Raw genomic sequence first — 22,598 nt, forward strand, 5'->3', positions numbered from 1 at the left:
CTATATTTACGTAGGTCAACAAATTAGCATAATTTCAGTAGCAGATTGCTAGCTATTATTTTTAGTATATGACCCTTAAAAAGCTTAATCTACACTTAGTATCAGATTCAAGTGGTGAAACTGTTATATCAGTTGCAAAATCAGCTCTGAAACACTTTCGTTCTGTAGAAACGATCGAATATGTTTGGTCTTTTGTGAAAGGAGAAGAGCAGGTTGACAAAATTTTGGAGGAAATTAATAAGAAAAGTGATGAGCATAACTTTGTTATATGCACTATTACTGATGATGAGCTAAGAAAATATCTAAAAGATAACTGTATAAAGTTGAAAATTCCCTATAGAGCAATATTATCACATATTATTAGAGAAATTTCGTCCTATCTTGAAATTGAAAAAGACGAAAAGCTTGACTTGCATACTGAAATAAATAACGAATATTTCCAGCGCATTGAGGCAATAAACTACACTATTAATCATGATGATGGACAAAGTATTCAAGATATTGATAAAGCAGATATAATTTTGGTTGGAGTTTCACGTACATCAAAATCTCCCACCAGTACGTATTTAGCTTATCGAGGCTATAAGGTTGCAAATATTCCTTTTGTTAGTGGAGTACCCTTTTATGTCGACTTGGCAAAATTAAAAAATAAACTAACGATAGGGGTAACAATAGACGTAAGTAGGCTAATAGAAATACGCAAAAATAGACTTACTTCAATTAACAACGAAGATAATAATATATATGCTAATCCTGAAAAAGTAGAAAAGGAAATTAAAGAAGCAGAGGAACTATTTAAGCAGAATAACTGGCCAATTATTGATGTCACACAAAAGTCGATCGAAGAAGTATCAGCAACAATTATACAATATTTTAATAAAATGTTATCAATTGACTAACTCTTGATAAGTGATTATAATGTAAGGTAATTTAATTCTTACTATAGATATGAAAGTCAAAGGGTCGCTAAAATCTCATCGTAACAGAGATAAAAATTGTAAAGTTGTGAAAAGGGGTGGTAAGATTTACATTATAAATAAGGTAAAGCCAAGATGTAAAGCACGTCAAGGTTCTTAGCTTTTTATTCACCTTTTCATATTATACATTTCTTGTATGTGAAAGTACGGTGCTTATATCTAAAAAGAAGCAAAAGTTACTGTGTTTAAGCGCAGCCCTGCTCATTTCTTCTCTTACATTATATTTCAGCATTAGCACAATTACAGGTAAACGTGGCTTATTGACGTTAATCGATTTAAAAAAAGAAATCGAGTACAATAAACTTTTGCTAAAGGATGTCTCTTCTGAAAAGGAAAAGTTGGACAACAAAGTATTTGGCTTATATGAAAAAAGCTTAGATTTAGATCTGCTTGATGAGCAAGCAAAAAATGCTTTAGGTTATGTGAACCCTAATGAACTTATGGTTGTTCTTGATGTGGAATAGCAGCGTAGAACAGATCAGATCTCCCTACGTCATACCGCCGCGGTATCTCGTTGTAGATTCCGCTAACAAGCAGCGGAATGACGAGGTTATCGTCATGCCACCGCGAACCGTCATACCGCGATTCATTCGCGGTATCTCGGCCGCTAACACGTAGCGGGATGACGGTTGTCAGGGTGTCATCCGAGTAGCCCCTTTTTTGTCATCCAAGTAGCCTTCTTCTCCTGTCATCCCAGTGCGTGACACTGGGATGGCTTTGTTGCATCGCACCTTATGCGGTAGTAATTTACGATAAATTCATGTAGCCATTTCGAATTTAGCCATACCAATGTCAGTAAATTGATTAAGCAAATAGCACTTAATGAGTAGTTCTTTTCCACGATTTACTTCGGACTTATTCCTAAAGCTGAATCCAAATATTTGCTTTAATCTTGAGAAAAACCCTTCAATGTGAGCTCTCTTTCCATAATTTACTTCTTCTTTCCACTTTTTTATGCAATCATATGACTTTATTAGTCTAACAGCAGCATTTCTATCATCCATGTAATCCAATTTTTGGTGCTCTGTTGCGTTGTTTTTCGGAAGAACTTTTGTCTTTATACCAAACTTGTTACATAATTCGTAAAGCTTATGCCTGTCATATGCTCTATCCGCATATAATACCTTTACAGCATGAACTTCTTCTAACAAATCGCAAGCTCCATAGTGATCTGAATAAACTCCGCTGCTGTATTTTGCAGCTATGGCTTTTTTGCTGTTTATATTCAACATTACGTGTAGTTTCTTTACTTGTTCATAGCTGCGATACTTTCTATTTTCGCTATTTTCCTTGCTGTGGCCAGGAGTGTTGTTATAAATGCTGATGCTTGTGCTATCTATAGCAATTTCGATATCTTCCATATTATCTTTATCAATTCTGCAATCATTTATCTTAATATTAAGTTTCTTAAACCTTCTTGAAGCCTGAGAATAGCTGATAACTTGCAAATTTTTCCCAATTTGCTCAAGGTATCCTGCTATAAATCCAACTGTTTGCCTCAAACCTATTCTGAATAGATGGGTTATTATATGTATCAAAATCACCACTTTATTGCTGTAAATATTGTTGCCACCCTGCATTTTTGGCCCAATTTCATACCAATTTTCTATGGCTTCGTTGATATAACGAAAAATATTTCCTCTTTTTTCTAGGCTCTGTGGACAAAATTTTAGAGAAGCCATACAAGAGCTCCAACAAAATTGAGAAAACCCATAAAAACCTCAGCAGTTTTATCAAATCTGGAAAAAATGCGCCTAAAATTTTTAATTTTACCAAAAAAACACTCAATCAAATGACGTTCTTTGTAGATATGCTCATCGTAATACCTTTGCACTTTTCGATTCCGTTTTGGCGGAATAACTACTGTACATCCCTTGTCTTCAAGACTTGTAACAAAGGCATTGCTATCGTAGCCCTTGTCAGCTACTACAGTAGAGTTATAGATACTTTCGGTCAACACTTGTGCCTGCGTAATTTCATTTCTTTGACCAGGAGTCAGAGTAAATTTAAGTGGATTTCCAAGTGCATCGACAAGCGCATGTATTTTAGTTGTAAAGCCACCTTTGCTCCTCCCTAAAGCTTCTTGATCCTTGGAGTTTTTTGTATATCCAGATGAACATGGATGGGCTCGGATGATCGTACCGTCGATTATAGCAACTTCTAAATCAGGCTCTTGTTTAGTATATTCAAGCAATTTTTTCCAGACATCTCTTTCACACCATCTTTTAAATCGCTTATGTATACTCCTGTAATTACCATAAGTTTTTGGTAAAAGTCTCCATTGGCAACCACTTCGCACTATGTACCACACTGCCTCTATGAATATTCTTAAACGTTTTTCATCTTTGCTGTGCATTCCTTTTACGCTTTTTATGAACTCTAAAATTTGTTTCCAATTTTCCTCTTTGATGTAATATTGCATATGGTAGTTTCTCCATTTTTTACCTATTAGGCTAAACTACCATCTTTTTCTCTCTTTTCATATTTTTTGTCCACAGAGCCTAGGGTAGCTAGCATTCAAATTCTCCCTTGTCTATTTGACGTCTTTTACTGTCTTAAACGCTTTATAAGCGCGTTTTGGCTTGTATAGGTAAAAACCTAAAAGTTTTATAAAGACATGAGGTGCACATAGTGCAAAAAATTAAGCATGATTTACGCCAAATACAAAGTTCCCTTTGTCGTTTTAATCTGCAGATTGCGAAGATAAATAAATAGCTTCACTGTTATGATAAGGGGGCTGGCGAGGTTTGTCAAGGAAGTTTTTTTGTTTCTATTTCCAATAAAAGTTTGTTATATGGTTATGCAAGCGCTTAATTTTTTGATCAAAAAGGAACAAGTTTAGTAAAAAATAATGATATTATTAGTGGAACATAAAATAGTCCCACTGCAGTACTGATTAGAAGCAACAGAGTAGCTTTATCTGGTTGATAATTCAAAATATTAGCAAGTATTATACTGGACCCAGAAACTGGAATAATAGCTAGCAACATCAGTGCTTTATATATACTCTCGTCGTATACACCTATAACATGTTTGTCTAGAAGGACAATTCCTAAAACAAACAGTGGCCAGAATACGTACTTTGCTGTAATAGTAATCAAAGCAAGCTTCCAATCTACTTTAAAGCTTGTAATATTCGCAATGCTCACTCCAAGTAGCACCATTCCTAGTGTAACAAATGTACTTCTAATATTCATCATAACATCTGTTAAAAAAGTAGGTATTTGTATATCGTATATACTTAAAAAGAAGCCCAGAACCATTGCATAAAGCGAAGGAAGTTTGAACAACTTTAATATGCATTCTTTTGCGGTATAAATACCATTTGCAGCTATGTAAAATCCTAAGCTATTTTCAAACAACGCCATTCCTATATAACAAACAATATATACAGATACTGAATCTTCATCAAATAAAGCCATGGCAATCGGCAGACCAAAATAACCCATACTTGTGCTGCCCGAGCTAAACGCTAATATGTTTCTCGTGTTATCCTTAAATAAAAAAGAAGAAAGATAATACACTGATAAGGACATAGTGCTACCTATAAACCATATCAAAATCGGCAGAGAAATTACTTTTAAATTAACTTCTATATGAGAGACTCCATATAAAATCACTATTGGATTAGCTATATAAAAGAGTATTTGAGATATAGTGTTTCTATCAATTTTAAGACATTTTCCTGCTAAATAACCAATAAACATTGTAATATAAATAGGTGATATTTTTAGGAAAAGAGTAAAGAACATACTAGCCTATTGTGATACTTTTGACTGATAAAGTAACATTAGATCTTAAGGTATTGTAAAAGTAAACAAAATTTATTTCCCAATTTATCCAGCTCATAGTTAATTAAATTAGTGCCAAAATTTGTTTTTACATAGGACTTAAGAATGACATTTTTATGATAAAATTATGTTAAGTTTCTATAAAGCTTCTTGCATATTTTTGAATAATGACATATTTACTAAAAATTGAACTGCTTGTAGCAATTTAGATGGACTGTTGAAAAAACACTCATCTTGCATGGTTCTCAGGAATTCTTGCCTTGATCATTAAGATTGTACCATTACTTTCCCTAATTTTTTTAAATCCAACTTTTTCGTAAACACGGATTGCACGAACATTTGCTGTATCTGGGTCAACAAAAGCATTTTCAGAAACTTTAAAGACAAATTCGTTTAAAAATATATTCAAAGCTTGTGCCTTTGCCCACATAATCCAGCTCTCCGATATACCAGTCTATAGCAGCACAGCTTTCTGGAAGCTCAGAAGTATCGTAGCCCTGCTCAGGTGGAAAATCATGTTTGTTATAGTATTGAATATAACCAATATCAACCCCGTCACAATTAATAATGAATGCATGCATTGGTTTTTCAATAATTTGTGTCTTAAGTTTCAAACGCTTTGATATAATTGCTATATTTTTTCTCAATTAACTCTGGTGTCCAATTTATATCCGCATCCCACCACCTCTTTACGTGAGGTGTTTCTAACCATTTTAATAACAGTAAAAAATGTTCTTCTTTCAACGCTTTAAATGTGATATTTTTATTCATTAATTGAAAATCTCAAATGTTACTACCATTTCTGTTAATCCTGTCTCTAATTGCTAAGTTCATTGAAATTGATATTTCCGTACCTAGTTTTCCTGATATGGTACACTATTTTAACGTATCAGAAGGAACAATTCAATTAACTATTGCTTATAATTTCCTAGGCTTTTGCATAGGAGGGTTGTTTTTCGGTCCATTGTCTGAATGCTATGGCAGAAGGAGAATTATGATCATAGGCAACACTTTACTACTCGTCGGCGCTGTTGGTTGTGTTTTTGCACCGTCGATTTTTTGGCTTTTAATCTCTCGCTTTGTTCAGGGCATTGGTGTCAGCACATCTGTAGTTGTGTTTGCAATCGTTGCAGACAGCTATAAAGGTGACGAAGCGGTGAAATTTATTGGAATCATGAATTCTGTTCTTACAGTTGTCATGGCAATTGCACCAGTGTTAGGCAGTTTCATCAATGAAATTGTAGGGTGGCGTGGTAATTATGCAACTGTTGCAATACTTTGTTTGATCTCTTGGGTTTTGCTGCTTTTAGCGTTACCAGAAACAAAAAAGGACCGCGATATTTTCAGTTTGAAAAAAATGATGAAAGATTACAGAAAACTACTATCTAATCCGAGGTTTGTTACGTTGTCTTTGATGTCAAGCCTCTTTTCTGCTGCGTATATGTCATTCATTACTTGTGGACCTTTTCTGTATATGAAGACTTTTGGTTTATCTAGGCTCTGTGGACAAAAAATATGAAAAGAGAGAAAAAGATGGTAGTTTAGCCTAATAGGTAAAAAATGGAGAAACTACCATATGCAATATTACATCAAAGAGGAAAATTGGAAACAAATTTTAGAGTTCATAAAAAGCGTAAAAGGAATGCACAGCAAAGATGAAAAACGTTTAAGAATATTCATAGAGGCAGTGTGGTACATAGTGCGAAGTGGTTGCCAATGGAGACTTTTACCAAAAACTTATGGTAATTACAGGAGTATACATAAGCGATTTAAAAGATGGTGTGAAAGAGATGTCTGGAAAAAATTGCTTGAATATACTAAACAAGAGCCTGATTTAGAAGTTGCTATAATCGACGGTACGATCATCCGAGCCCATCCATGTTCATCTGGATATACAAAAAACTCCAAGGATCAAGAAGCTTTAGGGAGGAGCAAAGGTGGCTTTACAACTAAAATACATGCGCTTGTCGATGCACTTGGAAATCCACTTAAATTTACTCTGACTCCTGGTCAAAGAAATGAAATTACGCAGGCACAAGTGTTGACCGAAAGTATCTATAACTCTACTGTAGTAGCTGACAAGGGCTACGATAGCAATGCCTTTGTTACAAGTCTTGAAGACAAGGGATGTACAGTAGTTATTCCGCCAAAACGGAATCGAAAAGTGCAAAGGTATTACGATGAGCATATCTACAAAGAACGTCATTTGATTGAGTGTTTTTTTTGGTAAAATTAAAAATTTTAGGCGCATTTTTTCCAGATTTGATAAAACTGCTGAGGTTTTTATGGGTTTTCTCAATTTTGTTGGAGCTCTTGTATGGCTTCTCTAAAATTTTGTCCACAGAGCCTAGCAGATATTCAAAAAAAGCATCCAAATGCAGATCCCTAAAATTCACGCTGAATTAAAAGTTTTAGGCAAAAATTAAAACAGTACAAAGTGTTATGCAAGAAAATGGCATTAAAGCTAAACTTAGACGAAGGTTCAAAAATAAAAAACAGCAAATAAGCAACCGAGTTGTGGCTCCGAACACATTGGATCAAAAATTCACCACTGATCAGCCAAATAAAGTTTGGGTAACCTATATTACTTATATAAAAACTAATACCAATTCTCATTACTAGCGAATCAAATAAGCGGCATTGCAGAGTTTTTTAATTGTAGAGTGAGAAAGAGAGGTAATAAATTTGCACAAAGCGCTCTCAAGCAAAGCAATTGTGTCGTAGATTTTGTTACGCAAAATGTTCTGTTTTATATATAACCAAAACCTCTCAACAGGATTGATGTCAGGTGAGTATGGTGGTAGGCTCTGTGGACAAAATTTTAGAGAAGCCATACAAGAGCTCCAACAAAATTGAGAAAACCCATAAAAACCTCAGCAGTTTTATCAAATCTGGAAAAAATGCGCCTAAAATTTTTAATTTTACCAAAAAAACACTCAATCAAATGACGTTCTTTGTAGATATGCTCATCGTAATACCTTTGCACTTTTCGATTCCGTTTTGGCGGAATAACTACTGTACATCCCTTGTCTTCAAGACTTGTAACAAAGGCATTGCTATCGTAGCCCTTGTCAGCTACTACAGTAGAGTTATAGATACTTTCGGTCAACACTTGTGCCTGCGTAATTTCATTTCTTTGACCAGGAGTCAGAGTAAATTTAAGTGGATTTCCAAGTGCATCGACAAGCGCATGTATTTTAGTTGTAAAGCCACCTTTGCTCCTCCCTAAAGCTTCTTGATCCTTGGAGTTTTTTGTATATCCAGATGAACATGGATGGGCTCGGATGATCGTACCGTCGATTATAGCAACTTCTAAATCAGGCTCTTGTTTAGTATATTCAAGCAATTTTTTCCAGACATCTCTTTCACACCATCTTTTAAATCGCTTATGTATACTCCTGTAATTACCATAAGTTTTTGGTAAAAGTCTCCATTGGCAACCACTTCGCACTATGTACCACACTGCCTCTATGAATATTCTTAAACGTTTTTCATCTTTGCTGTGCATTCCTTTTACGCTTTTTATGAACTCTAAAATTTGTTTCCAATTTTCCTCTTTGATGTAATATTGCATATGGTAGTTTCTCCATTTTTTACCTATTAGGCTAAACTACCATCTTTTTCTCTCTTTTCATATTTTTTGTCCACAGAGCCTAGTTAAATAGGCATAAACCATCGCCGATATCGGTATCCAGTTCCTATAACTACTCAGATGATGCAAATAGTATTAGGGTGACAGAGTTTTAAAAATAAGTTATTTTTTAGTAAAAAACAGCTCATGAATATTAAAATTGCACCTTCTATACTTTCAGCAGACTTTGCAAAATTAGGAGAAGAAGTAAGAAAAATTAGCGATTTAGGTGTAGATTACATACACATAGACGTTATGGATGGGAATTTCGTTCCAAATATTACAATTGGTCCTAGCGTTGTCTCTGCAATACGTAAATATAGCAACCTTCCTTTTGATGTGCATTTAATGGTCAAATCTCCTGGTAACCACATTGAAAGCTTTATAAATGCTGGTGCTGATATTATCACTGTACATGCAGAAGCAGAGATACACCTTGAGAGGTTGATAAGAAAGATAAAGTCATACAAAAATGTAAACGACGCAAAAAAACCGATTCAAGCTGGAGTCTCAATTGTTCCTTCAACTTCCCCAAGTGTGCTTGAATACATAATACATGAGCTAGATATTGTGCTGATTATGACAGTCAACCCTGGCTTTGGAGGGCAGGAATTTATTCATTCACAGTTGAACAAGATATCTACTATAAAAAAAATGATACAGGAGCGTAATCTTAAAACACAAATTTCAGTAGATGGTGGAGTTAACTTTTCTAACGCAGCTGATATAATAAAAGCAGGTGCTGATATTTTAGTTGCGGGATCGGCGATATTCAAGGCTGAAGATATTAAGAAGGCCGTGAACGATCTTAAAAATCCATCGTGGTAATCCTATGCTAGTGCAGCCCTACGTCATACTGCAATTCATTCGCGGTATCTCAGCCGCTAACACGTAGCGGAATGTTGGCAAACCTAAGATCTTTAGCTAGTTAACACAAATTATTTCTATTATCTACCAATTTGAAAAAGTCTCTGGTCCAAGTAGTCAAGCTACTTGGATGACAAGAGGTAACGCAAGAAGTTTACTCTTAATAAAAGCCTGATGATGAATCATTATTACCAAATTTCGGCCTATTTCTGTTGCTGAAACCAGAACGAGGACGAGAAGGCTTCTTATGGTAACTTCCTCCAGGTTTTCTATTAAATGAATTATTGTAATAATTATCCCTGTCATTTGGACCATCTTTCCTTTCCTCGTTGTAAAGCTCACCTTCAAAAAACTCTCCCGTCTCTTGATCAACTCGACGTCTTGACAATTTTGGACATCCACCTTTTTCGAAGTCAATTACTAGTGCTTTGAAAGTATCATCTTGTTTAAGTATGCTCTCTATAGAATCTATGTGTTCATTAGCTATTTCACTTATGTGCATTTTTCCTTTTCTGCCATTAAGAAATTCAAGCTCTACAATAGACTTCTCTATTCTTACAACCTTGACATCAACTATAGAACCTTGTTCTAGTTCTGTTATTGAATCAATCATCATACTCTTTGCAATTTCAGCTTCAGTGCCACTCGTGGCAAAAACAGAAACTTTACCATCGTCTCCTATTTCAATTTTTGCATTACTTCTTTCACACACACTGCGTATATTTTTTCCTTTAGCACCAATAGCTGCAGAAATTTTATCTTTATCTATGTAAAATGATAACATTCTTGGTGCATGGTCTTTGACATCATCACTGTGTTCTGAAATCACTGCATTCATTTTTTCTAAAATATGTAATCTTCCAGCTTTTGCCTGTTCTAAAGATTTTTCAACAATTTCAAAGCTTATACCAGAAATTTTCATGTCCATTTGCAGTGCCGTAATTCCTTCACTAGTTCCTGCTACTTTAAAGTCCATATCACCAAGATAATCTTCATCACCCAATATATCGGAAAGTATTACATACTCGTCTTTATCTTTAATAAGGCCCATAGCAACTCCAGCAACAGGGGCCTTTATTGGCACACCCGTATCCATTAAAGCAAGAGAAGTCCCACAAACTGTTGCCATAGAAGAAGAACCATCAGACTCCAAAATTTCGGACACTACTCTTATTGTATAAGGAAATTCAGATTTATCGGGTAAAACAGGATGAATTGCTTTCCAAGCAAGTTTGCCATGACCGATTTCTCTTCTTCCTGGTGCACGTGCAGCAGAAGTTTCTCCAACAGCAAATGAGGGAAAGTTATAATGCAACATGAAATGCTCACGTCTATCCCCTTCAATATCATCCACAATTTGCTCGTCTTGAGTAGTGCCAAGAGCAGTAACAACCAGTGCCTGAGTATTGCCTCTTGTAAATAGTGCAGAACCGTGAGTTTTGGACAGAATATCAACTTCAATTTCTATCTGACGTATTTCATCATGCTTACGACCGTCTATCCTTATACTTTTCTTCCTAATTATTTCACGTACTAAAGATCTTTCAAAGTTTTTTACTGCATACGTAATTAACTTTTCGTCTTTTCCAGTTTCTTTAAGAGTATTCAATATATTCTCTCTGATCGCTTCTAAAGCTTGAACTCGCTCTTGTTTTACTGTTTGCGAATATGCTTTTTCAAAATCTTTACCGTATTTTTCGAGCTCTTGTGTTATATCTGATGTATCAATAGGAGCAAAGCTCTTAGGTTTATTGCCAATTGTATCAGCAAACTCTTTTATGAGCTTAATGACAGGTTTAAGGTGTTCATGGCCAAATTTTATTGCATTAAAAACATTTTCTTCAGAGAGCTCTTTCACTTCTGATTCAACCATTAAAATTGAATTTTCATCACCGGACAAAAACAGATCCAAGCTGCTTGCTTTCATCTCTTGAACAGAAGGGTTGAGTATATAGTTATTATTTTCATCACAACCAACCATCACTCCAGCTATAGTAAAGTGAAAAGGAACACCAGAAATTGCAAGAGCTGCAACAGCACCAATCAATGCTGGCACTTCAGGAGGATTGACTGTATCATAAGTTAATAGATTGCACACCACACTAACTTCATCATTAAATCCTTCTGGGAATAGTGGTCTTATACTTCTATCTATTACTCTTGAGATTAAAGTTTCTCTATCAGATGGCTTGCCTTCTCTTTTAAAAAAGCCGCCAGGGATCTTACCCATGGCATAGCTTTTTGCGATAAACTGCACATTTAAAGGTAGGAAATCAACATTTTCTTCCTTCTTCTTACTTACAACGGTTACTAAAACAGAAGTATCACCGTAATTTACAACTACTGAACCATGAGCTTGGCGTGCTATTTTTCCTGTTTCTAAAGATAAGGCACGACCACCCCACTCTATAGATTTTTTTATAATTTTAAACATATTAAATTCCTCGATTATTTTCTAATGCCTAACTTCTCTATTAATTCCTGATAGGCCTCATTACCAAATTTACGCTTTATATAATTTAAGTGCTTGCGTCTTCTACCTATCAATATAAGTAAACCACGCTTAGAGTGATGGTCATGCTTGTGCACTTTAAAATGCTCAGTTAAATTACTGATCCTCTCGGTCAAAATTGCACATTGTACAAAAGATGAGCCTGTATCATCTTCTTTAATTGCATATATATTTATCAAACTCTTTTTCTTTTCGGATGTTATCGACATCTAAACCTCATTTTAAATATTAAAAACACGAATAGGTTTCACACAACCATAAATAAAACTGCAGATTGCAATAGGTACACTACCCACTATCGTACAACAAATATCATAATTCTTTAAATTACGCAAGTTATTTAATACAATTTCCTGACCTTTTCTGATTTTCCCCGCATCTTCTGGGGAAATTTCAACTTTGAACATCGATTTTAAAGCCGATTCAATGGGGATGACGAAACTTTTTGCATTACTCCCTGTACCTTCTGTCATCTGAGTAGCTGACACTGGTTCTTTTTTTCTGGATTCCAGCGTCACGCGCTGGAATGACACCAAAAAGCGAGTTTTTCAATAAGTTGCTCAATTGTCACTGATTTATTTTCTCTAAAGTCACCTACCATAGTTCTTCTTAGTTTTGTAATGTGTCCAAAACAATTTAATGCAATTCCAAGATCACGAGCAATTGATCTTACATATACACCACTACCGCACATCATAGAAAAATTTGCACTATTATTTATGGTGTCCACAGATATCAATTTTAGTTCATGGATTCGCACTGTGCGGGGTTCTATATTTACCTTTTGCCCACTTCTTGCCAATTTATACGCCCTTGCTCCTTTGATTTTTATTGCTGAAAATTGAGGAGGAGTCTGCTTAATCTCACCAATAAAATTTTTAATTGCACAATTTATTTGATTATACTGAGGTTCTATAGTGCTAGTTCTAATAATATCACCACCCAAATCATCCGTTGTTCTTTGTTCACCCCATTTTATTGTAAAATCGTATGCCTTTAAGTCACAAGATAAATATGGTATAGTTTTTGTTGCCTCGCCAAGAGCAATTGGCAGCACACCTGAAGCTAAAGGATCAAGTGTTCCCAGATGACCAGCCTTTTTTATCCCAAAAATCCTTTTAATTTGAGTTACAGCTTGTGCAGAACTAATTCCTATTGGTTTATCGAGATTCAGCCAACCATGTTTCATATGTTAATTATATACAATGGGTAACAGTTTAGCTTGAAATATATACTTTATGTAAAAAATGACTTGACTAACATGCATTATTAACACATACTTAATCTTTTTATTAGCCTTATTTTAAGGGGACTATTATGACTACAGGTAAAGATCAAACTATATTGAAGTGGGAAAACACTGCAGATATAACAAAAGTGGTTATTGAAGGTGCAGTTGCACTTGCATCTTTAGCGGGAGCAATAACAGCAATATTAATTGCTACTAAAGTAATTGCTGGACCTGCATCTTTAGCACTTGTTGCTAGCCCTGCTGGAATTGCAGTTCTATTTATTGCAGCTGTATATTTTGCCGCACTAGCTTATTCTTCATATCAGCAAATGAATGCAGTTGGTGATAAAGGACCAGTTGGTGATAAAGGACCTCAAGGTGAGAAGGGTGAAGCACTTACTGACAACGATTTCAAAGAAAAAGTTAAAGCTTCCTTAGAAGATCCTAGTGTTACTGAAGTACTTGATGACAAATACGCAGCTAAAGCCCAAATAGCTAGCTAAATAGCACAAGAGGTAGAGATGGTTCTGCCTCTTTTTTTCATTTGAGAAGAGTTACGGTAATCTGTCCCACACCTCAACTACATCCTCACTAAACTCTATTATCTCTGCTCTTTTGAACCGATAACATTCATTGATGGATTGAATTCCTAAATTTCCTACAAAAGGAGTGGCATCATTACCTAGAATTTTACCACTGCGGCAGATTATCAACCTGTCGATTAAGTTATGTTTTAATAATTCTGTAATTAACACTCCTCCACCTTCAACTAATAACCTTGTTATGCCAATTTCTGAAACAAGTTTTGATGCCATGTTTTTTAGGCAGACTTTTCGATCTGATGTCATTCCAGTGTTTGACACTGGAATCCAGTTTTCACTACGCAATTGCTTGAAGTTTTCTGGATCCCAGTGTCTGGGCACTGGGATGACAGGAGAAGGCATTGGAATGACAGGAGAGTGTGTTGGGGTGACATCTGGAATAACAGGAGGTTTATGATTTGAATTGACTATCAAATAATTAATGTCTTTTATTTTTCTCTCTATTTCTCTGTTTGTAATCACCCAAGTTATTACTTTGTCTGCAGTCTTTGCAATATTATGCTCTTCCTGCAATTTTTCCTGGCTATCTATAATTAGCCTTATTGGTGATCTGTTTTCAAGCTCTGGTGATCTGCAAGTTAAGAGTGGATCATCATTAATGAGAGTATTGCTGCCAATCATAATTGCATCATATTTTGCTCTAAGCTCATGCACCCAATTTCTTGTATCCTCACTTGTTATCCATTTGCTATCGCCTGTAAATGTTGCAATTTTTCCGTCAAGAGTTGTTGCGATTTTACAGGCTATAAATGGCCTGTGTAGTTTTTTAGTGGTGAAAAAACCGACATTCAGTTCTTCTGCCTCTTTTTGCATGATACCTTGCTCAACTTCAATTCCTGCTTCTTTCAGAGCTTTAATGCCTCCACCTAAAACTCTACTATCTGGGTCAATAGTTGCAATTACTACCCTTTTTATTCCAGCTCTTATAATTCCTGTGGTACAAGGTTCTGTAACTCCAAAGTGGCAACATGGCTCAAGAGTGATATATATAGTTGCGCCATGAGTTGAATCTTTAGCGTTTTGCAAAGCGACTACCTCCGCATGCGGACGCCCACCAATCCCTGTATATCCCTCACTAATAATTGTACCATCTTTTACAATAACACACCCGACAGCAGGATTTGGTGCAACATTTCCAAGATTTTTTTCTGCAAGCCTTAATGCAATTGACATGAAATGATCATCAGTCATTAGAAAGAAGTCATTTCGTATGAGGTATCAAAAATTCTTCTGTGCTCGTGTATAGCAAATCTATCTGTCATACCTGAGATATAGTCACATATTATTACTGAACGCTGAGATTCACAAGCAAGTTTGCTCCACTCTGTAGGAAGTAATCTTGGGTTTTCATAAAAACATTGAAAGAGTTCCTGTATTATGCGTTTTGCTTTGTTCATCGTTCTACTCAGTTTATAGCTTCTGTATATTTTCTCCATGTTGAATCTTTTCATTTCTTTTGTAGCATTCGCAACTTCTGGTGAAAATGTGACTAGCATTTTATTTAGACTTCTTACGTCTTCTACGCTTTTTATTTTGTGATCTTCAATATTTCTTTCAGTCTGAGAAACAACATCACTTATCATAGTTCCTATAGTTCCACTCAGTGATTCATGTATGAGTTTGCTCTGAGGCAATTCTGAATATCCGCTTCTTACGTCTTTAAACGTTTTTCCAATTAAAGGGACATTCAGCAAATCTTCGATGGTTACTAAATTTGCCCTGAGTGCGTCATCAAGATCGTGCACACTGTAAGCAATATCATCGGCAATTGAAGCAACTTGCGCTTCAATGCTTGAAAATTCTTCAAGTTTTAGATCATATTTTTTGTTGTATTCTAGCAATAGCTGATTATTTGTGTGAGATACTGCATTCTGACCAAGTAAGGGACCGTTATGTTTTGCAACCCCTTCAACCACCTCCCAACTTAGATTCATACCATCAAAATCAGCATGTTTTTGTTCAAGATAAGTTAAAATTCTTATAGCTTGAACATTATGATCAAACTTATACTTCTCATTATTAACTTGAACTAGAGCATCCTCACCTGTGTGACCAAATGGGGGATGACCAAGGTCATGTGCAAGCGCTATGCATTCAGTGATATCCTCATCTAAGCTGAGCCTGCGTGCAATGGATCTTGCAATTTGTGCAACTTCAAGGCTATGAGTCAGCCGAGTGCGATAGTAATCGTGCTCGTAATTGATAAAAACTTGTGTTTTGTACCCTAATTTTCTAAACGCATTAGAGTGAATGATACGGTCCCTATCACGCTGAAAACAGCTGCGATTCTCATCTCCTGGCTCTTTAAAGTATCTCCCTTTTGTTTTGCTTGGAAAACATGCATAACTTAATAGAAAATTATTGTTTGACATGTAAAATTTCTACTATAATAAGTTATCAATAATAAACGGTGGTTACTATGTCAACAAATTACAACATCAACTTAACTGATAATGCACTAAAAAAAATCCACTCTCTTGCAGAGCAGGAAGGGGATAAGAGTTCCATTTTACGGGTTGCAGTTTCAGGTGGTGGATGTTCTGGCTTCAAATACAATTTTCTTATGGATCAAATGAATAAAAATCTATCTTTGGATGATGAAGATGATGATTACGATGATGAGTTTGATGACGAAGACGAAGATGATGACTATGAAGAAAGCGAGGACTATAGAAGCCACTCCAGTTTTAGCAAAAAAGGTAAAGATATAGTAATTAATGATGAAAATGGCACTCCTGTATTAATGGTTGATAATTGTTCAGCAAAATTTTTAAATAACTCAGTTATAGATTATGCTGAGGATCTCAGTGGTTCTAGTTTTCAAATAAAGAATGCCTTTGCTAAGTCTCAATGTGGTTGTGGTAACAGCTTCTCAGTTTAGTCAAAAATTTGATGTCATTCCAGTGCTTGACATATAACTGTACGGATGTTGTAATGTGACACGATGTTACATAGTAAATGATAGTGCGTAACACTGGAATCCAGCCTTTATTATGCAGCCACTTATTTAAAGTTAAGTTTTCTGGATCCAAGTAGTCAGTGCACCGGGATGACACCCTTCTCTGGTGGAGGGTGCTCTCAAGTTACAACGTTCATATAGTTGTATACTTGACACTGAGGTTTATTCTTCTATTTCTTTTTTACTGGTCATGCACTATCATTTGCTATGCAAGTACAACATTTGTATGGTTATAGGTCTTTTAAACATGGGTGGTAATGTAGCACTAGAACTAACTTCTGTAGATAAAAGCTTCAAGGACAATTCTGCTGTTGTAAAGGATATCAACTTAAGTGTTACAAGAGGGCAAGTAGTAGCGCTGATTGGCAATTCAGGTGCAGGGAAAACAACTATATTGCAAATCGCAGGCTTGTTGGACAAGCCAACTTCAGGTATAGTTACGATAGATGGAATAAATTGCACACAAGCCAGTAATAAGCATAAAACTCATGTAAGAAGAAATTTTCTTAGTTTTGTTTATCAATTTCACTATTTGTTACAAGAGTTATCGGTGTTGGAAAATATTATGCTTCCTCAACTCATTGCAGGAAAAAGCAAAGCTGAAGCAAAAAAAAATTCGCAAGCAACATTGGAAAAATTTGGTCTGGAAAACAAAGCAAGTAGCATGGTATCTGAAGTTTCGGGTGGGGAAAGGCAGAGAATTGCAATTGCAAGAAGCATTGTAAATTCTCCAAAGCTTTTACTTGCAGATGAGCCAACAGGAAATTTAGATCCAACAAATTCTTTTAACGTGTTTTTACTGCTACATTCCTACGTAAAGGAAAATAACAGCTCTATGCTTATAGTAACGCACAATCATCTCCTTGCAGAAAAGGCAGACTGTATTTTCCAATTGAGAGATCGATCATTAGTGAAGTTGTGAATAGGAAAAACAGCATAATTTCTATGCCCTATACTTATCTAACCAATGATCATTAACAGAGTACAACTCGCATGAAACGCTTTCATTGCTTTTTATACACGGACTTTTTAACTTACGCTGTTTACTTAGGGAACACCCCGATAACATAAACACAGCTAAAACAAAAAATAATAGCTTTTTAAACATAACAAAACCTTTTTATTTATATTACTACACTCATTTCTCTTGTTTGTAAAGGTTAGGCATATTCTTTTACCCTTACCTTTTCTTTGACCTTTTGAGAAGAAATAGCTGCACTGTTTAAGCGCAGTTTTATATAACCATCTACGATTTGAGTCACTTCCTCTTCTTTATCCCTTAGAAAGTGATTAGTATCGTCTATTATATGGTATTTCATGTGATCACTTTTTACTGAATTTATCAACCTTTTTGCTAATTCTGTTACATCGCTTTCTTCTGAGATTGTATCATTACTGCTTTGTATTATAAGCCCAGAAACTGGACAGGGAGAAAGAAAAGAAAAATCGTACTTAGTTACCGGAAGAGAAAGAGCAATAAAACCCACTATCTCAGGGCGGCGCATTGTTAGCTGCATAGCCACCCATGCTCCAAAAGAAAAACCAGCGATCCAAATTGGAACGTTGCTAGGATTATGTTCCTGAAGCCAATCAATAGCTACCACAGCGTCAGTTAATTCTCCTATACCCTTATCAAAAGTTCCGGTAGATTTTCCCACACCACGAAAGTTAATTTTCAATGCAGAAAAATTGTTATCGATAAAAGACGTATATATACCATGTACAATTTTACTACCCATATTACCACCATATTGAGGGTGATGATGTAAAACCAGCACAACCGGCGCGTTGGCATCTTTGCTTTGGTGGTATTCACCTTCTATCTTTCTTGTTGCATTATTCAAAAAAACTTCTACCACGGTAACTCCTAATAAAAACCTGCTTGACAGGTATTGATGACATGAATTATTAATTATGTATTAATTTCGCTGTTTTTGCAATAAATTTTTTATCGTGTTAAAGCTAACGTACATAGTTATGGCTATAGTTGATGGTAAACTTATTTAAGTGACAGATGAGTCCATTCTCTTTAGAAAATAGTGGTTACGTATATGCTGATTACAATGCAACTGCTCCAATTAGTGAGAATGTAAAAAAAAGTATATTTGAGGTCTTGTTAAAACAAACGCTCAATCCATCATCACTACATAAAAGAGGACAAGAAGCGAGGAAGATTCTTCAGGATGCAAGAGACAACATACGTGATGCTATTGGTGTTCCAAGTGATAAAGAAATAGTTTTTACGTCTGGTGCGACTGAAGCGAATAACCTTGTTATGAGAGGAATAGCAGGCTATCTGCATGTAATTTCAGCTATAGAGCATCCTTCAATTCTTAATTCTGCATGTAATCCATATATAATACCCGTTAATCTGGAGGGCATTGTTGACTTTTTAGAGCTAGAAAAAATTCTAAGTGAACTTAAAGGAAACAAAGCAATAGTTTCAGTTATGATGGCAAATAACGAAACCGGAGTTATTCAGCCTGTTAAGGAAATAGCTGAAATAGCACACAAATTTGGAGCAATTTGCCACACTGACACTGCTCAAAGTGTTGGAAAAATTAAAGTTAATATGGAAGATTTAGGAGTGGATTTACTCACTTTATCCGCCCATAAATTTGGCGGTGTAGCAGGCAGTGGAGTTTTAATATTCAATAAAGAACTTGCGATAGAACCTATTATAATAGGTGGTGGACAAGAGAAGGGATTTCGTGGTGGTACGGAAAATATTGTTGCGGTTGCAAGCCTTTCTGCTGCACTGCAAAATATTCCAGACCTTCTATCAAAAATGGATGAAATAAAGGAGCTACGTGATCAATTAGAGTGTGAATTATTAAATCTTGCCAGTGATATAAGAATCTTCGGTAAAAACTCTAAGAGGCTGCCAAACACAAGTTTTATTTATATGCCAGGAGTAAAGAGTGATGTGCAGCTCATGCATTTTGACTTGAATCATATTGCAGTTAGTAATGGTTCTGCATGTTCTTCTGGAAAAGTTGAGCCTTCCCATGTTTTGCTTGCAATGGGGGCAACAAAAGAGCAAGCAGAGTGTTCAATCAGAATCAGTATAGGTCCAGAAACTAAACCACAAGACATAAAAAAAATAGTGGATTGTTGGTATAATATCTACAAGCAGAACACCTTGGAATATATGGCAAGTAGCTAATAGAAACAGAGCTAAAAACTACTTGACAGACCTCGCCAGCCCCCTTATCATGAAACTGAAGCTATTTATTTATCTTCGCAATCTGCAGATTAAAACGACAAAGGGAACTTTGTATTTGGCGTAAATCATGCTTAATTTTTTGCACTATGTGCACCTCATGTCTTTATAAAACTTTTAGGTTTCTACCTATACAAGCCGAAACGCGCTTATAAAGCGTTTAAGACAGTAAAAGACGTCAAATAGACAAGGGAGAATTTGAATACTAGCTACCCTAGGTTTTCTTTGCCTTTTTTTTCTGCCTAGTAAATTTCTTAAACATTTAAACTAAGGTGAGTTGCATTTAAAAGCAGCTAAATTGCAGTGTTTAAGAGCATGTCTTCAAACTGAAGAATGAGCTAATTTGTGAAGCATAATAGTGATCATATTAAAGAAGATATAGTTTTTTGAGGTGAGAGGAGAATGCTCGTAATCTTTACTCATGCGCCTAAAATTGGAAAGCCAGGCAAAAGTTCTTTCAACAATCCAACGTTTGGGAATAACTTGAAATCCTGTATCAACTATTTTCTTGGCAATCGTTAATAAACATCCCGTTTCCAATAAGCATCTGTTTTGTAATTTACCTATGTACCCTTGATCAGCAAAAAACTTACGTAAAGTTGGAACTTTGCATTTAGCTTGGGCAAAAAGATTTAGAGCACTATCACGATCTTGAATACTTGCACTCTGTACTTCAGCAGCAATTACAAGACCCACAGTATCTACAATAATATGGCGTTTTCTGCCCTTTATTTTTTTGCCAGCATCATATCCTCTGGATCCCCTTTTTGAGTAGTTTTCACTGACTAGCTATCAATTATACCTACTGATGGAGTCTTATTTTTACCAATCATCTCTCTTACTTTTTTAACTAGAAAATCATGAATTTCTTGCCATATTCCACTTTTTTTCAAGCGCGAATTACAACTATATACGGTTTTCCATGGTGGAAAATCTTTAGGCAGTTGTCTCCATTGACATCCTGTTCTCATCATATAGCGGATTGCATTAATAATTGTTCTAATACTATGTTTTCTTGGTCTGCCGGTCTTTTTAGGTTCAAAATATGGCTCTATTGTCTTCCATTCTTTGTCACTTATATCGCTTGGGTACATCTTAAAATGTACCTTATACCATACTTCTTAACTTCTTTCTACTCAGTTTGAAGACATGCTCTAAGACTTAAAAAACGCCAATACTGAAAATAGACAATGACTAGGGTTTCTTTTGCCTTTTTTTTCGTTTGGTAAATTTCTTAATGTTTATGGCTAAACGACAACCGTCATCCCGCTACATGTTAGCGGGATCTATGCTTTGAGATACCGCGGCGGTATGACGGTTAAGTAGGGTGTCATCCGAGTAGCTGACACTGGGATGACAGGAGAGGGAGGCTACTTGGATGACAAAAAAAGAGCACTGCCATTATAGAGTGAACCAGTGTCTGGGCACTGCCGTCATAAAAGAACCAGTGTCAGCTACTTGGATGGCAGGAGAATGACACCCTCCTGGTAGGCCCAAATTGCAATGTTCGTACAGTTGTGGACGTCGAGCCTATCCTAGTGTTGCATATCAAGCTCATACTCAGTATGTAAATCTTTGACCAAAGCTACAACGTATTCTTTTTGAACAATTATACTGATTTTGATTTCGGATGTTGTGATAGCAAGTATTTCTATCTTTTTTTCGCTTAAAACCTTGAGTGTACGGTGCATCACTTCAGTGTTAGACATAACACCAATACCAATTATTGAAATTTTAGCTACATTATCGTTTATAGCATAATTTTCATTCTTATTCAGTAACTTTTCCATTAAATCAATATCAAATTTGGAGATAACAAAACTTGACCCATGTACCACATCAATTTTAACGTTTGCCCCTACTATATCTCTTAAAGTACGCAAGTTATTTGCAAGGTTAGTGAAAGTTACAAGAGCTTCATTAGTGCTATAAGTTATTCCAGTAATTAAGTATCTCTCTAGTACATCCCTTTTGTGTAGTACTGTGGTGCCTTCTACTTCCTTAAAAGTGGATAGCACTTGCACTTTAATGTTATGTTTCATTGCAAGTTGTACTGAACGATTATGCAGTATTTTAGCACCAGATGACGACATTTCCAACATTTCATCGTAAGAGATAAATTTGAGCTTGCGTGCCTTTGGAACAATTCTCGGGTCTGCTGTATATATTCCATCAATATCAGTAAAAATTTCGCAAGTTCTAACACCAAAGGCTACCGTGAAGGCAACTGCTGATATATCAGAGCCTCCTCTTCCAAAAGTAGTGATTCTATCATCATTTATACCCTGAAAACCAGCGATGATCGCAGCTGTATAACCCTCAGCAAAAGACCTTTTCACACGGTCAATCTTTATTGTTTTTATTTTAGACTCAGAATAAAAATCATCAGTTACAATTGGTAACTGCCAGGCAAGCCACGATTTAGCATTAACTCCGATCGATTGGAGAGTGATAGCTAATAGACCGCAAGAAATTTGTTCTCCTGCTGAAAGCATAACGTCATACTCTGATAACTCTTGTCTGCAACTTAAATTTGAGATTTGCCTAGCCTGAAAAGCCATTTGGTCAGTAAATCCTGCAACAGCAGATACAACAACGATTACATTACAACCTTTCTCAATATCGTTTTTTATCAAATTTGCAACTCGGTTTAAATCAGTTAGCGAAGTCCCACCAAATTTTTTTATGATTATTTTGTCCATAGTTACAATATAACTCTCCTCTGAAGAAAAATATAGTTTTTGTAGAGATAGATGTATGGTCCCAAAGTGTGATGGTGTGGATTTAGTATGAACAATTCAGGAG

The 22,598-nt window shown here is 35.7% G+C and carries 20 protein-coding genes and 6 pseudogenes; 11 read left to right on the plus strand and 15 right to left on the minus strand.

The genetic code is table 11. From position 1 onward, the window contains the following. Positions 1-68: 68 nt before the first annotated feature. Genes OPR26_RS01835 through OPR26_RS01845 form a run of 3 tightly spaced genes read left to right on the plus strand, consistent with a single transcriptional unit; the run spans position 69 to position 1,441 of the window. Positions 69-899 carry a pyruvate, water dikinase regulatory protein gene (locus tag OPR26_RS01835; RefSeq protein ID WP_265016069.1) on the plus strand — a complete coding sequence of 277 codons (831 nt, stop codon included), beginning with the start codon at positions 69-71 and terminating at the stop codon, positions 897-899. Between the two features lie 49 nt (positions 900-948). Further along, positions 949-1,077, plus strand: coding sequence for a type B 50S ribosomal protein L36 (gene ykgO / locus OPR26_RS01840; protein ID WP_006279631.1), 129 nt, complete (start codon positions 949-951; stop codon positions 1,075-1,077). A gap of 49 nt (positions 1,078-1,126) precedes the next feature. Continuing rightward, complete coding sequence (locus tag OPR26_RS01845) at positions 1,127-1,441, plus strand: FtsB family cell division protein (RefSeq protein WP_010962526.1); 315 nt, start codon at positions 1,127-1,129, stop codon at positions 1,439-1,441. 294 nt (positions 1,442-1,735) lie between these two features. Here OPR26_RS01845 and OPR26_RS01850 read toward each other — a convergent pair whose 3' ends face one another. From OPR26_RS01850 to OPR26_RS07460, 4 genes and pseudogenes are all read right to left on the minus strand, one after another. After that, positions 1,736-2,659: an IS5 family transposase gene (locus tag OPR26_RS01850; RefSeq protein ID WP_265015828.1), complete on the minus strand. Its 924-nt coding sequence runs from the start codon at positions 2,657-2,659 to the stop codon at positions 1,736-1,738. Then, positions 2,647-3,399 carry an IS5 family transposase gene (locus tag OPR26_RS01855; RefSeq protein ID WP_264702259.1) on the minus strand — a complete coding sequence of 251 codons (753 nt, stop codon included), beginning with the start codon at positions 3,397-3,399 and terminating at the stop codon, positions 2,647-2,649. Before OPR26_RS01855 ends, OPR26_RS01850 begins: the two co-directional genes overlap by 13 nt. Before the next feature lie 400 nt (positions 3,400-3,799). After that, positions 3,800-4,729 carry an AEC family transporter gene (locus OPR26_RS01860; protein WP_265016070.1) on the minus strand — a complete coding sequence of 310 codons (930 nt, stop codon included), beginning with the start codon at positions 4,727-4,729 and terminating at the stop codon, positions 3,800-3,802. A gap of 268 nt (positions 4,730-4,997) precedes the next feature. After that, positions 4,998-5,539 (minus strand): annotated as a pseudogene (locus tag OPR26_RS07460) (GNAT family N-acetyltransferase). Between the two features lie 16 nt (positions 5,540-5,555). Here OPR26_RS07460 and OPR26_RS01875 point away from each other — a divergent pair. The 3 pseudogenes from OPR26_RS01875 to OPR26_RS07465 all read left to right on the plus strand — a co-directional run. Continuing rightward, positions 5,556-6,263: pseudogene (locus OPR26_RS01875) on the plus strand (MFS transporter); the annotation flags it as partial. Between the two features lie 81 nt (positions 6,264-6,344). Then, positions 6,345-7,098, plus strand: a pseudogene (locus OPR26_RS01880) (IS5 family transposase). Positions 7,099-7,152: 54 nt separating this feature from the next. Beyond that, positions 7,153-7,372 (plus strand): annotated as a pseudogene (locus OPR26_RS07465) (IS3 family transposase); the annotation flags it as partial. A gap of 14 nt (positions 7,373-7,386) precedes the next feature. Here OPR26_RS07465 and OPR26_RS01885 read toward each other — a convergent pair. Both OPR26_RS01885 and OPR26_RS01890 read right to left on the minus strand, forming a co-directional pair. Continuing rightward, a pseudogene (locus OPR26_RS01885) lies at positions 7,387-7,572 on the minus strand (transposase); the annotation flags it as partial. Positions 7,573-7,589: 17 nt separating this feature from the next. Next, positions 7,590-8,342 (minus strand): IS5 family transposase, encoded by a 753-nt coding sequence (locus OPR26_RS01890; protein ID WP_264702259.1) that lies wholly within the window; start codon positions 8,340-8,342, stop codon positions 7,590-7,592. Between the two features lie 204 nt (positions 8,343-8,546). Between OPR26_RS01890 and rpe the strand changes: the two genes are divergently transcribed. Next, the gene (gene rpe, locus OPR26_RS01895) at positions 8,547-9,227 is read left to right on the plus strand and encodes a ribulose-phosphate 3-epimerase (RefSeq protein WP_265016073.1); all 681 of its coding nucleotides are present in this window, start codon (positions 8,547-8,549) and stop codon (positions 9,225-9,227) included. A 199-nt stretch (positions 9,228-9,426) separates the two neighbouring features. Here rpe and pnp read toward each other — a convergent pair whose 3' ends face one another. The 3 genes and pseudogenes from pnp to truB all read right to left on the minus strand — a co-directional run bounded on the left by pnp (position 9,427) and on the right by truB (position 12,967). Next, positions 9,427-11,700, minus strand: coding sequence for a polyribonucleotide nucleotidyltransferase (gene pnp, locus OPR26_RS01900; protein ID WP_265016074.1), 2,274 nt, complete (start codon positions 11,698-11,700; stop codon positions 9,427-9,429). Between the two features lie 14 nt (positions 11,701-11,714). Further along, entirely contained in the window at positions 11,715-11,987 is a 273-nt protein-coding gene (gene rpsO / locus OPR26_RS01905; protein ID WP_006279944.1) for a 30S ribosomal protein S15, read from the minus strand. 12 nt (positions 11,988-11,999) lie between these two features. After that, a pseudogene (gene truB / locus OPR26_RS01915) lies at positions 12,000-12,967 on the minus strand (tRNA pseudouridine(55) synthase TruB). Positions 12,968-13,095: 128 nt separating this feature from the next. On the opposite strand from truB, the gene OPR26_RS01920 reads away from it, so the two are divergent. Next, complete coding sequence (locus OPR26_RS01920; RefSeq protein ID WP_265016077.1) at positions 13,096-13,512, plus strand: hypothetical protein; 417 nt, start codon at positions 13,096-13,098, stop codon at positions 13,510-13,512. Between the two features lie 51 nt (positions 13,513-13,563). Here the strand turns inward: OPR26_RS01920 and ribD are convergent, their stop codons facing one another. Continuing rightward, the gene (gene ribD, locus OPR26_RS01925; RefSeq protein WP_265016078.1) at positions 13,564-14,802 is read right to left on the minus strand and encodes a bifunctional diaminohydroxyphosphoribosylaminopyrimidine deaminase/5-amino-6-(5-phosphoribosylamino)uracil reductase RibD; all 1,239 of its coding nucleotides are present in this window, start codon (positions 14,800-14,802) and stop codon (positions 13,564-13,566) included. Beyond that, positions 14,802-15,983, minus strand: coding sequence for a deoxyguanosinetriphosphate triphosphohydrolase (locus OPR26_RS01930; RefSeq protein WP_265016079.1), 1,182 nt, complete (start codon positions 15,981-15,983; stop codon positions 14,802-14,804). Before OPR26_RS01930 ends, ribD begins: the two co-directional genes overlap by 1 nt. A gap of 47 nt (positions 15,984-16,030) precedes the next feature. Between OPR26_RS01930 and OPR26_RS01935 the strand changes: the two genes are divergently transcribed. Both OPR26_RS01935 and OPR26_RS01940 read left to right on the plus strand, forming a co-directional pair. Next, positions 16,031-16,492, plus strand: a complete 462-nt coding sequence (locus OPR26_RS01935; protein ID WP_253301915.1) for a HesB/IscA family protein — start codon at positions 16,031-16,033, stop codon at positions 16,490-16,492. Positions 16,493-16,817: 325 nt separating this feature from the next. Then, a complete protein-coding gene (locus tag OPR26_RS01940) occupies positions 16,818-17,492 on the plus strand; it encodes an ABC transporter ATP-binding protein (protein ID WP_265016265.1) in 675 nt (224 codons plus the stop codon). 238 nt (positions 17,493-17,730) lie between these two features. Here OPR26_RS01940 and OPR26_RS01945 read toward each other — a convergent pair whose 3' ends face one another. Further along, positions 17,731-18,429: an alpha/beta hydrolase gene (locus tag OPR26_RS01945; RefSeq protein ID WP_265016080.1), complete on the minus strand. Its 699-nt coding sequence runs from the start codon at positions 18,427-18,429 to the stop codon at positions 17,731-17,733. A 155-nt stretch (positions 18,430-18,584) separates the two neighbouring features. Between OPR26_RS01945 and OPR26_RS01950 the strand changes: the two genes are divergently transcribed. Continuing rightward, positions 18,585-19,736 (plus strand): cysteine desulfurase family protein, encoded by a 1,152-nt coding sequence (locus OPR26_RS01950; RefSeq protein WP_265016081.1) that lies wholly within the window; start codon positions 18,585-18,587, stop codon positions 19,734-19,736. Between the two features lie 378 nt (positions 19,737-20,114). Here OPR26_RS01950 and OPR26_RS01955 read toward each other — a convergent pair whose 3' ends face one another. The 3 genes from OPR26_RS01955 to OPR26_RS01965 form a co-directional block, all read right to left on the minus strand. Then, positions 20,115-20,525, minus strand: coding sequence for a transposase (locus OPR26_RS01955; protein WP_320157296.1), 411 nt, complete (start codon positions 20,523-20,525; stop codon positions 20,115-20,117). 53 nt (positions 20,526-20,578) lie between these two features. After that, positions 20,579-20,887 carry a transposase gene (locus tag OPR26_RS01960; protein WP_265015503.1) on the minus strand — a complete coding sequence of 103 codons (309 nt, stop codon included), beginning with the start codon at positions 20,885-20,887 and terminating at the stop codon, positions 20,579-20,581. Between the two features lie 441 nt (positions 20,888-21,328). Beyond that, complete coding sequence (locus OPR26_RS01965; RefSeq protein WP_265016082.1) at positions 21,329-22,495, minus strand: aspartate kinase; 1,167 nt, start codon at positions 22,493-22,495, stop codon at positions 21,329-21,331. Between the last annotated feature and the right edge of the window lie 103 nt (positions 22,496-22,598).

The sequence above is a fragment of the Wolbachia endosymbiont (group A) of Anoplius nigerrimus genome (assembly GCF_947251795.1).
Classification (GTDB): domain Bacteria; phylum Pseudomonadota; class Alphaproteobacteria; order Rickettsiales; family Anaplasmataceae; genus Wolbachia.

Coding starts and splice junctions, on each gene's coding strand:
- OPR26_RS01835 (WP_265016069.1), top strand. CDS start 69: ATGACCCTTAAAAAGCTTAATCTACACTTAGTATCAGATTCAAGTGGT.
- ykgO (WP_006279631.1), top strand. CDS start 949: ATGAAAGTCAAAGGGTCGCTAAAATCTCATCGTAACAGAGATAAAAAT.
- OPR26_RS01850 (WP_265015828.1), bottom strand. CDS start 2,659: ATGGCTTCTCTAAAATTTTGTCCACAGAGCCTAGAAAAAAGAGGAAAT.
- OPR26_RS01855 (WP_264702259.1), bottom strand. CDS start 3,399: ATGCAATATTACATCAAAGAGGAAAATTGGAAACAAATTTTAGAGTTC.
- OPR26_RS01860 (WP_265016070.1), bottom strand. CDS start 4,729: ATGTTCTTTACTCTTTTCCTAAAAATATCACCTATTTATATTACAATG.
- OPR26_RS01890 (WP_264702259.1), bottom strand. CDS start 8,342: ATGCAATATTACATCAAAGAGGAAAATTGGAAACAAATTTTAGAGTTC.
- rpe (WP_265016073.1), top strand. CDS start 8,547: ATGAATATTAAAATTGCACCTTCTATACTTTCAGCAGACTTTGCAAAA.
- pnp (WP_265016074.1), bottom strand. CDS start 11,700: ATGTTTAAAATTATAAAAAAATCTATAGAGTGGGGTGGTCGTGCCTTA.
- rpsO (WP_006279944.1), bottom strand. CDS start 11,987: ATGTCGATAACATCCGAAAAGAAAAAGAGTTTGATAAATATATATGCA.
- OPR26_RS01920 (WP_265016077.1), top strand. CDS start 13,096: ATGACTACAGGTAAAGATCAAACTATATTGAAGTGGGAAAACACTGCA.
- ribD (WP_265016078.1), bottom strand. CDS start 14,802: ATGACTGATGATCATTTCATGTCAATTGCATTAAGGCTTGCAGAAAAA.
- OPR26_RS01930 (WP_265016079.1), bottom strand. CDS start 15,983: ATGTCAAACAATAATTTTCTATTAAGTTATGCATGTTTTCCAAGCAAA.
- OPR26_RS01935 (WP_253301915.1), top strand. CDS start 16,031: ATGTCAACAAATTACAACATCAACTTAACTGATAATGCACTAAAAAAA.
- OPR26_RS01940 (WP_265016265.1), top strand. CDS start 16,818: ATGGGTGGTAATGTAGCACTAGAACTAACTTCTGTAGATAAAAGCTTC.
- OPR26_RS01950 (WP_265016081.1), top strand. CDS start 18,585: ATGAGTCCATTCTCTTTAGAAAATAGTGGTTACGTATATGCTGATTAC.
- OPR26_RS01960 (WP_265015503.1), bottom strand. CDS start 20,887: ATGTACCCAAGCGATATAAGTGACAAAGAATGGAAGACAATAGAGCCA.
- OPR26_RS01965 (WP_265016082.1), bottom strand. CDS start 22,495: ATGGACAAAATAATCATAAAAAAATTTGGTGGGACTTCGCTAACTGAT.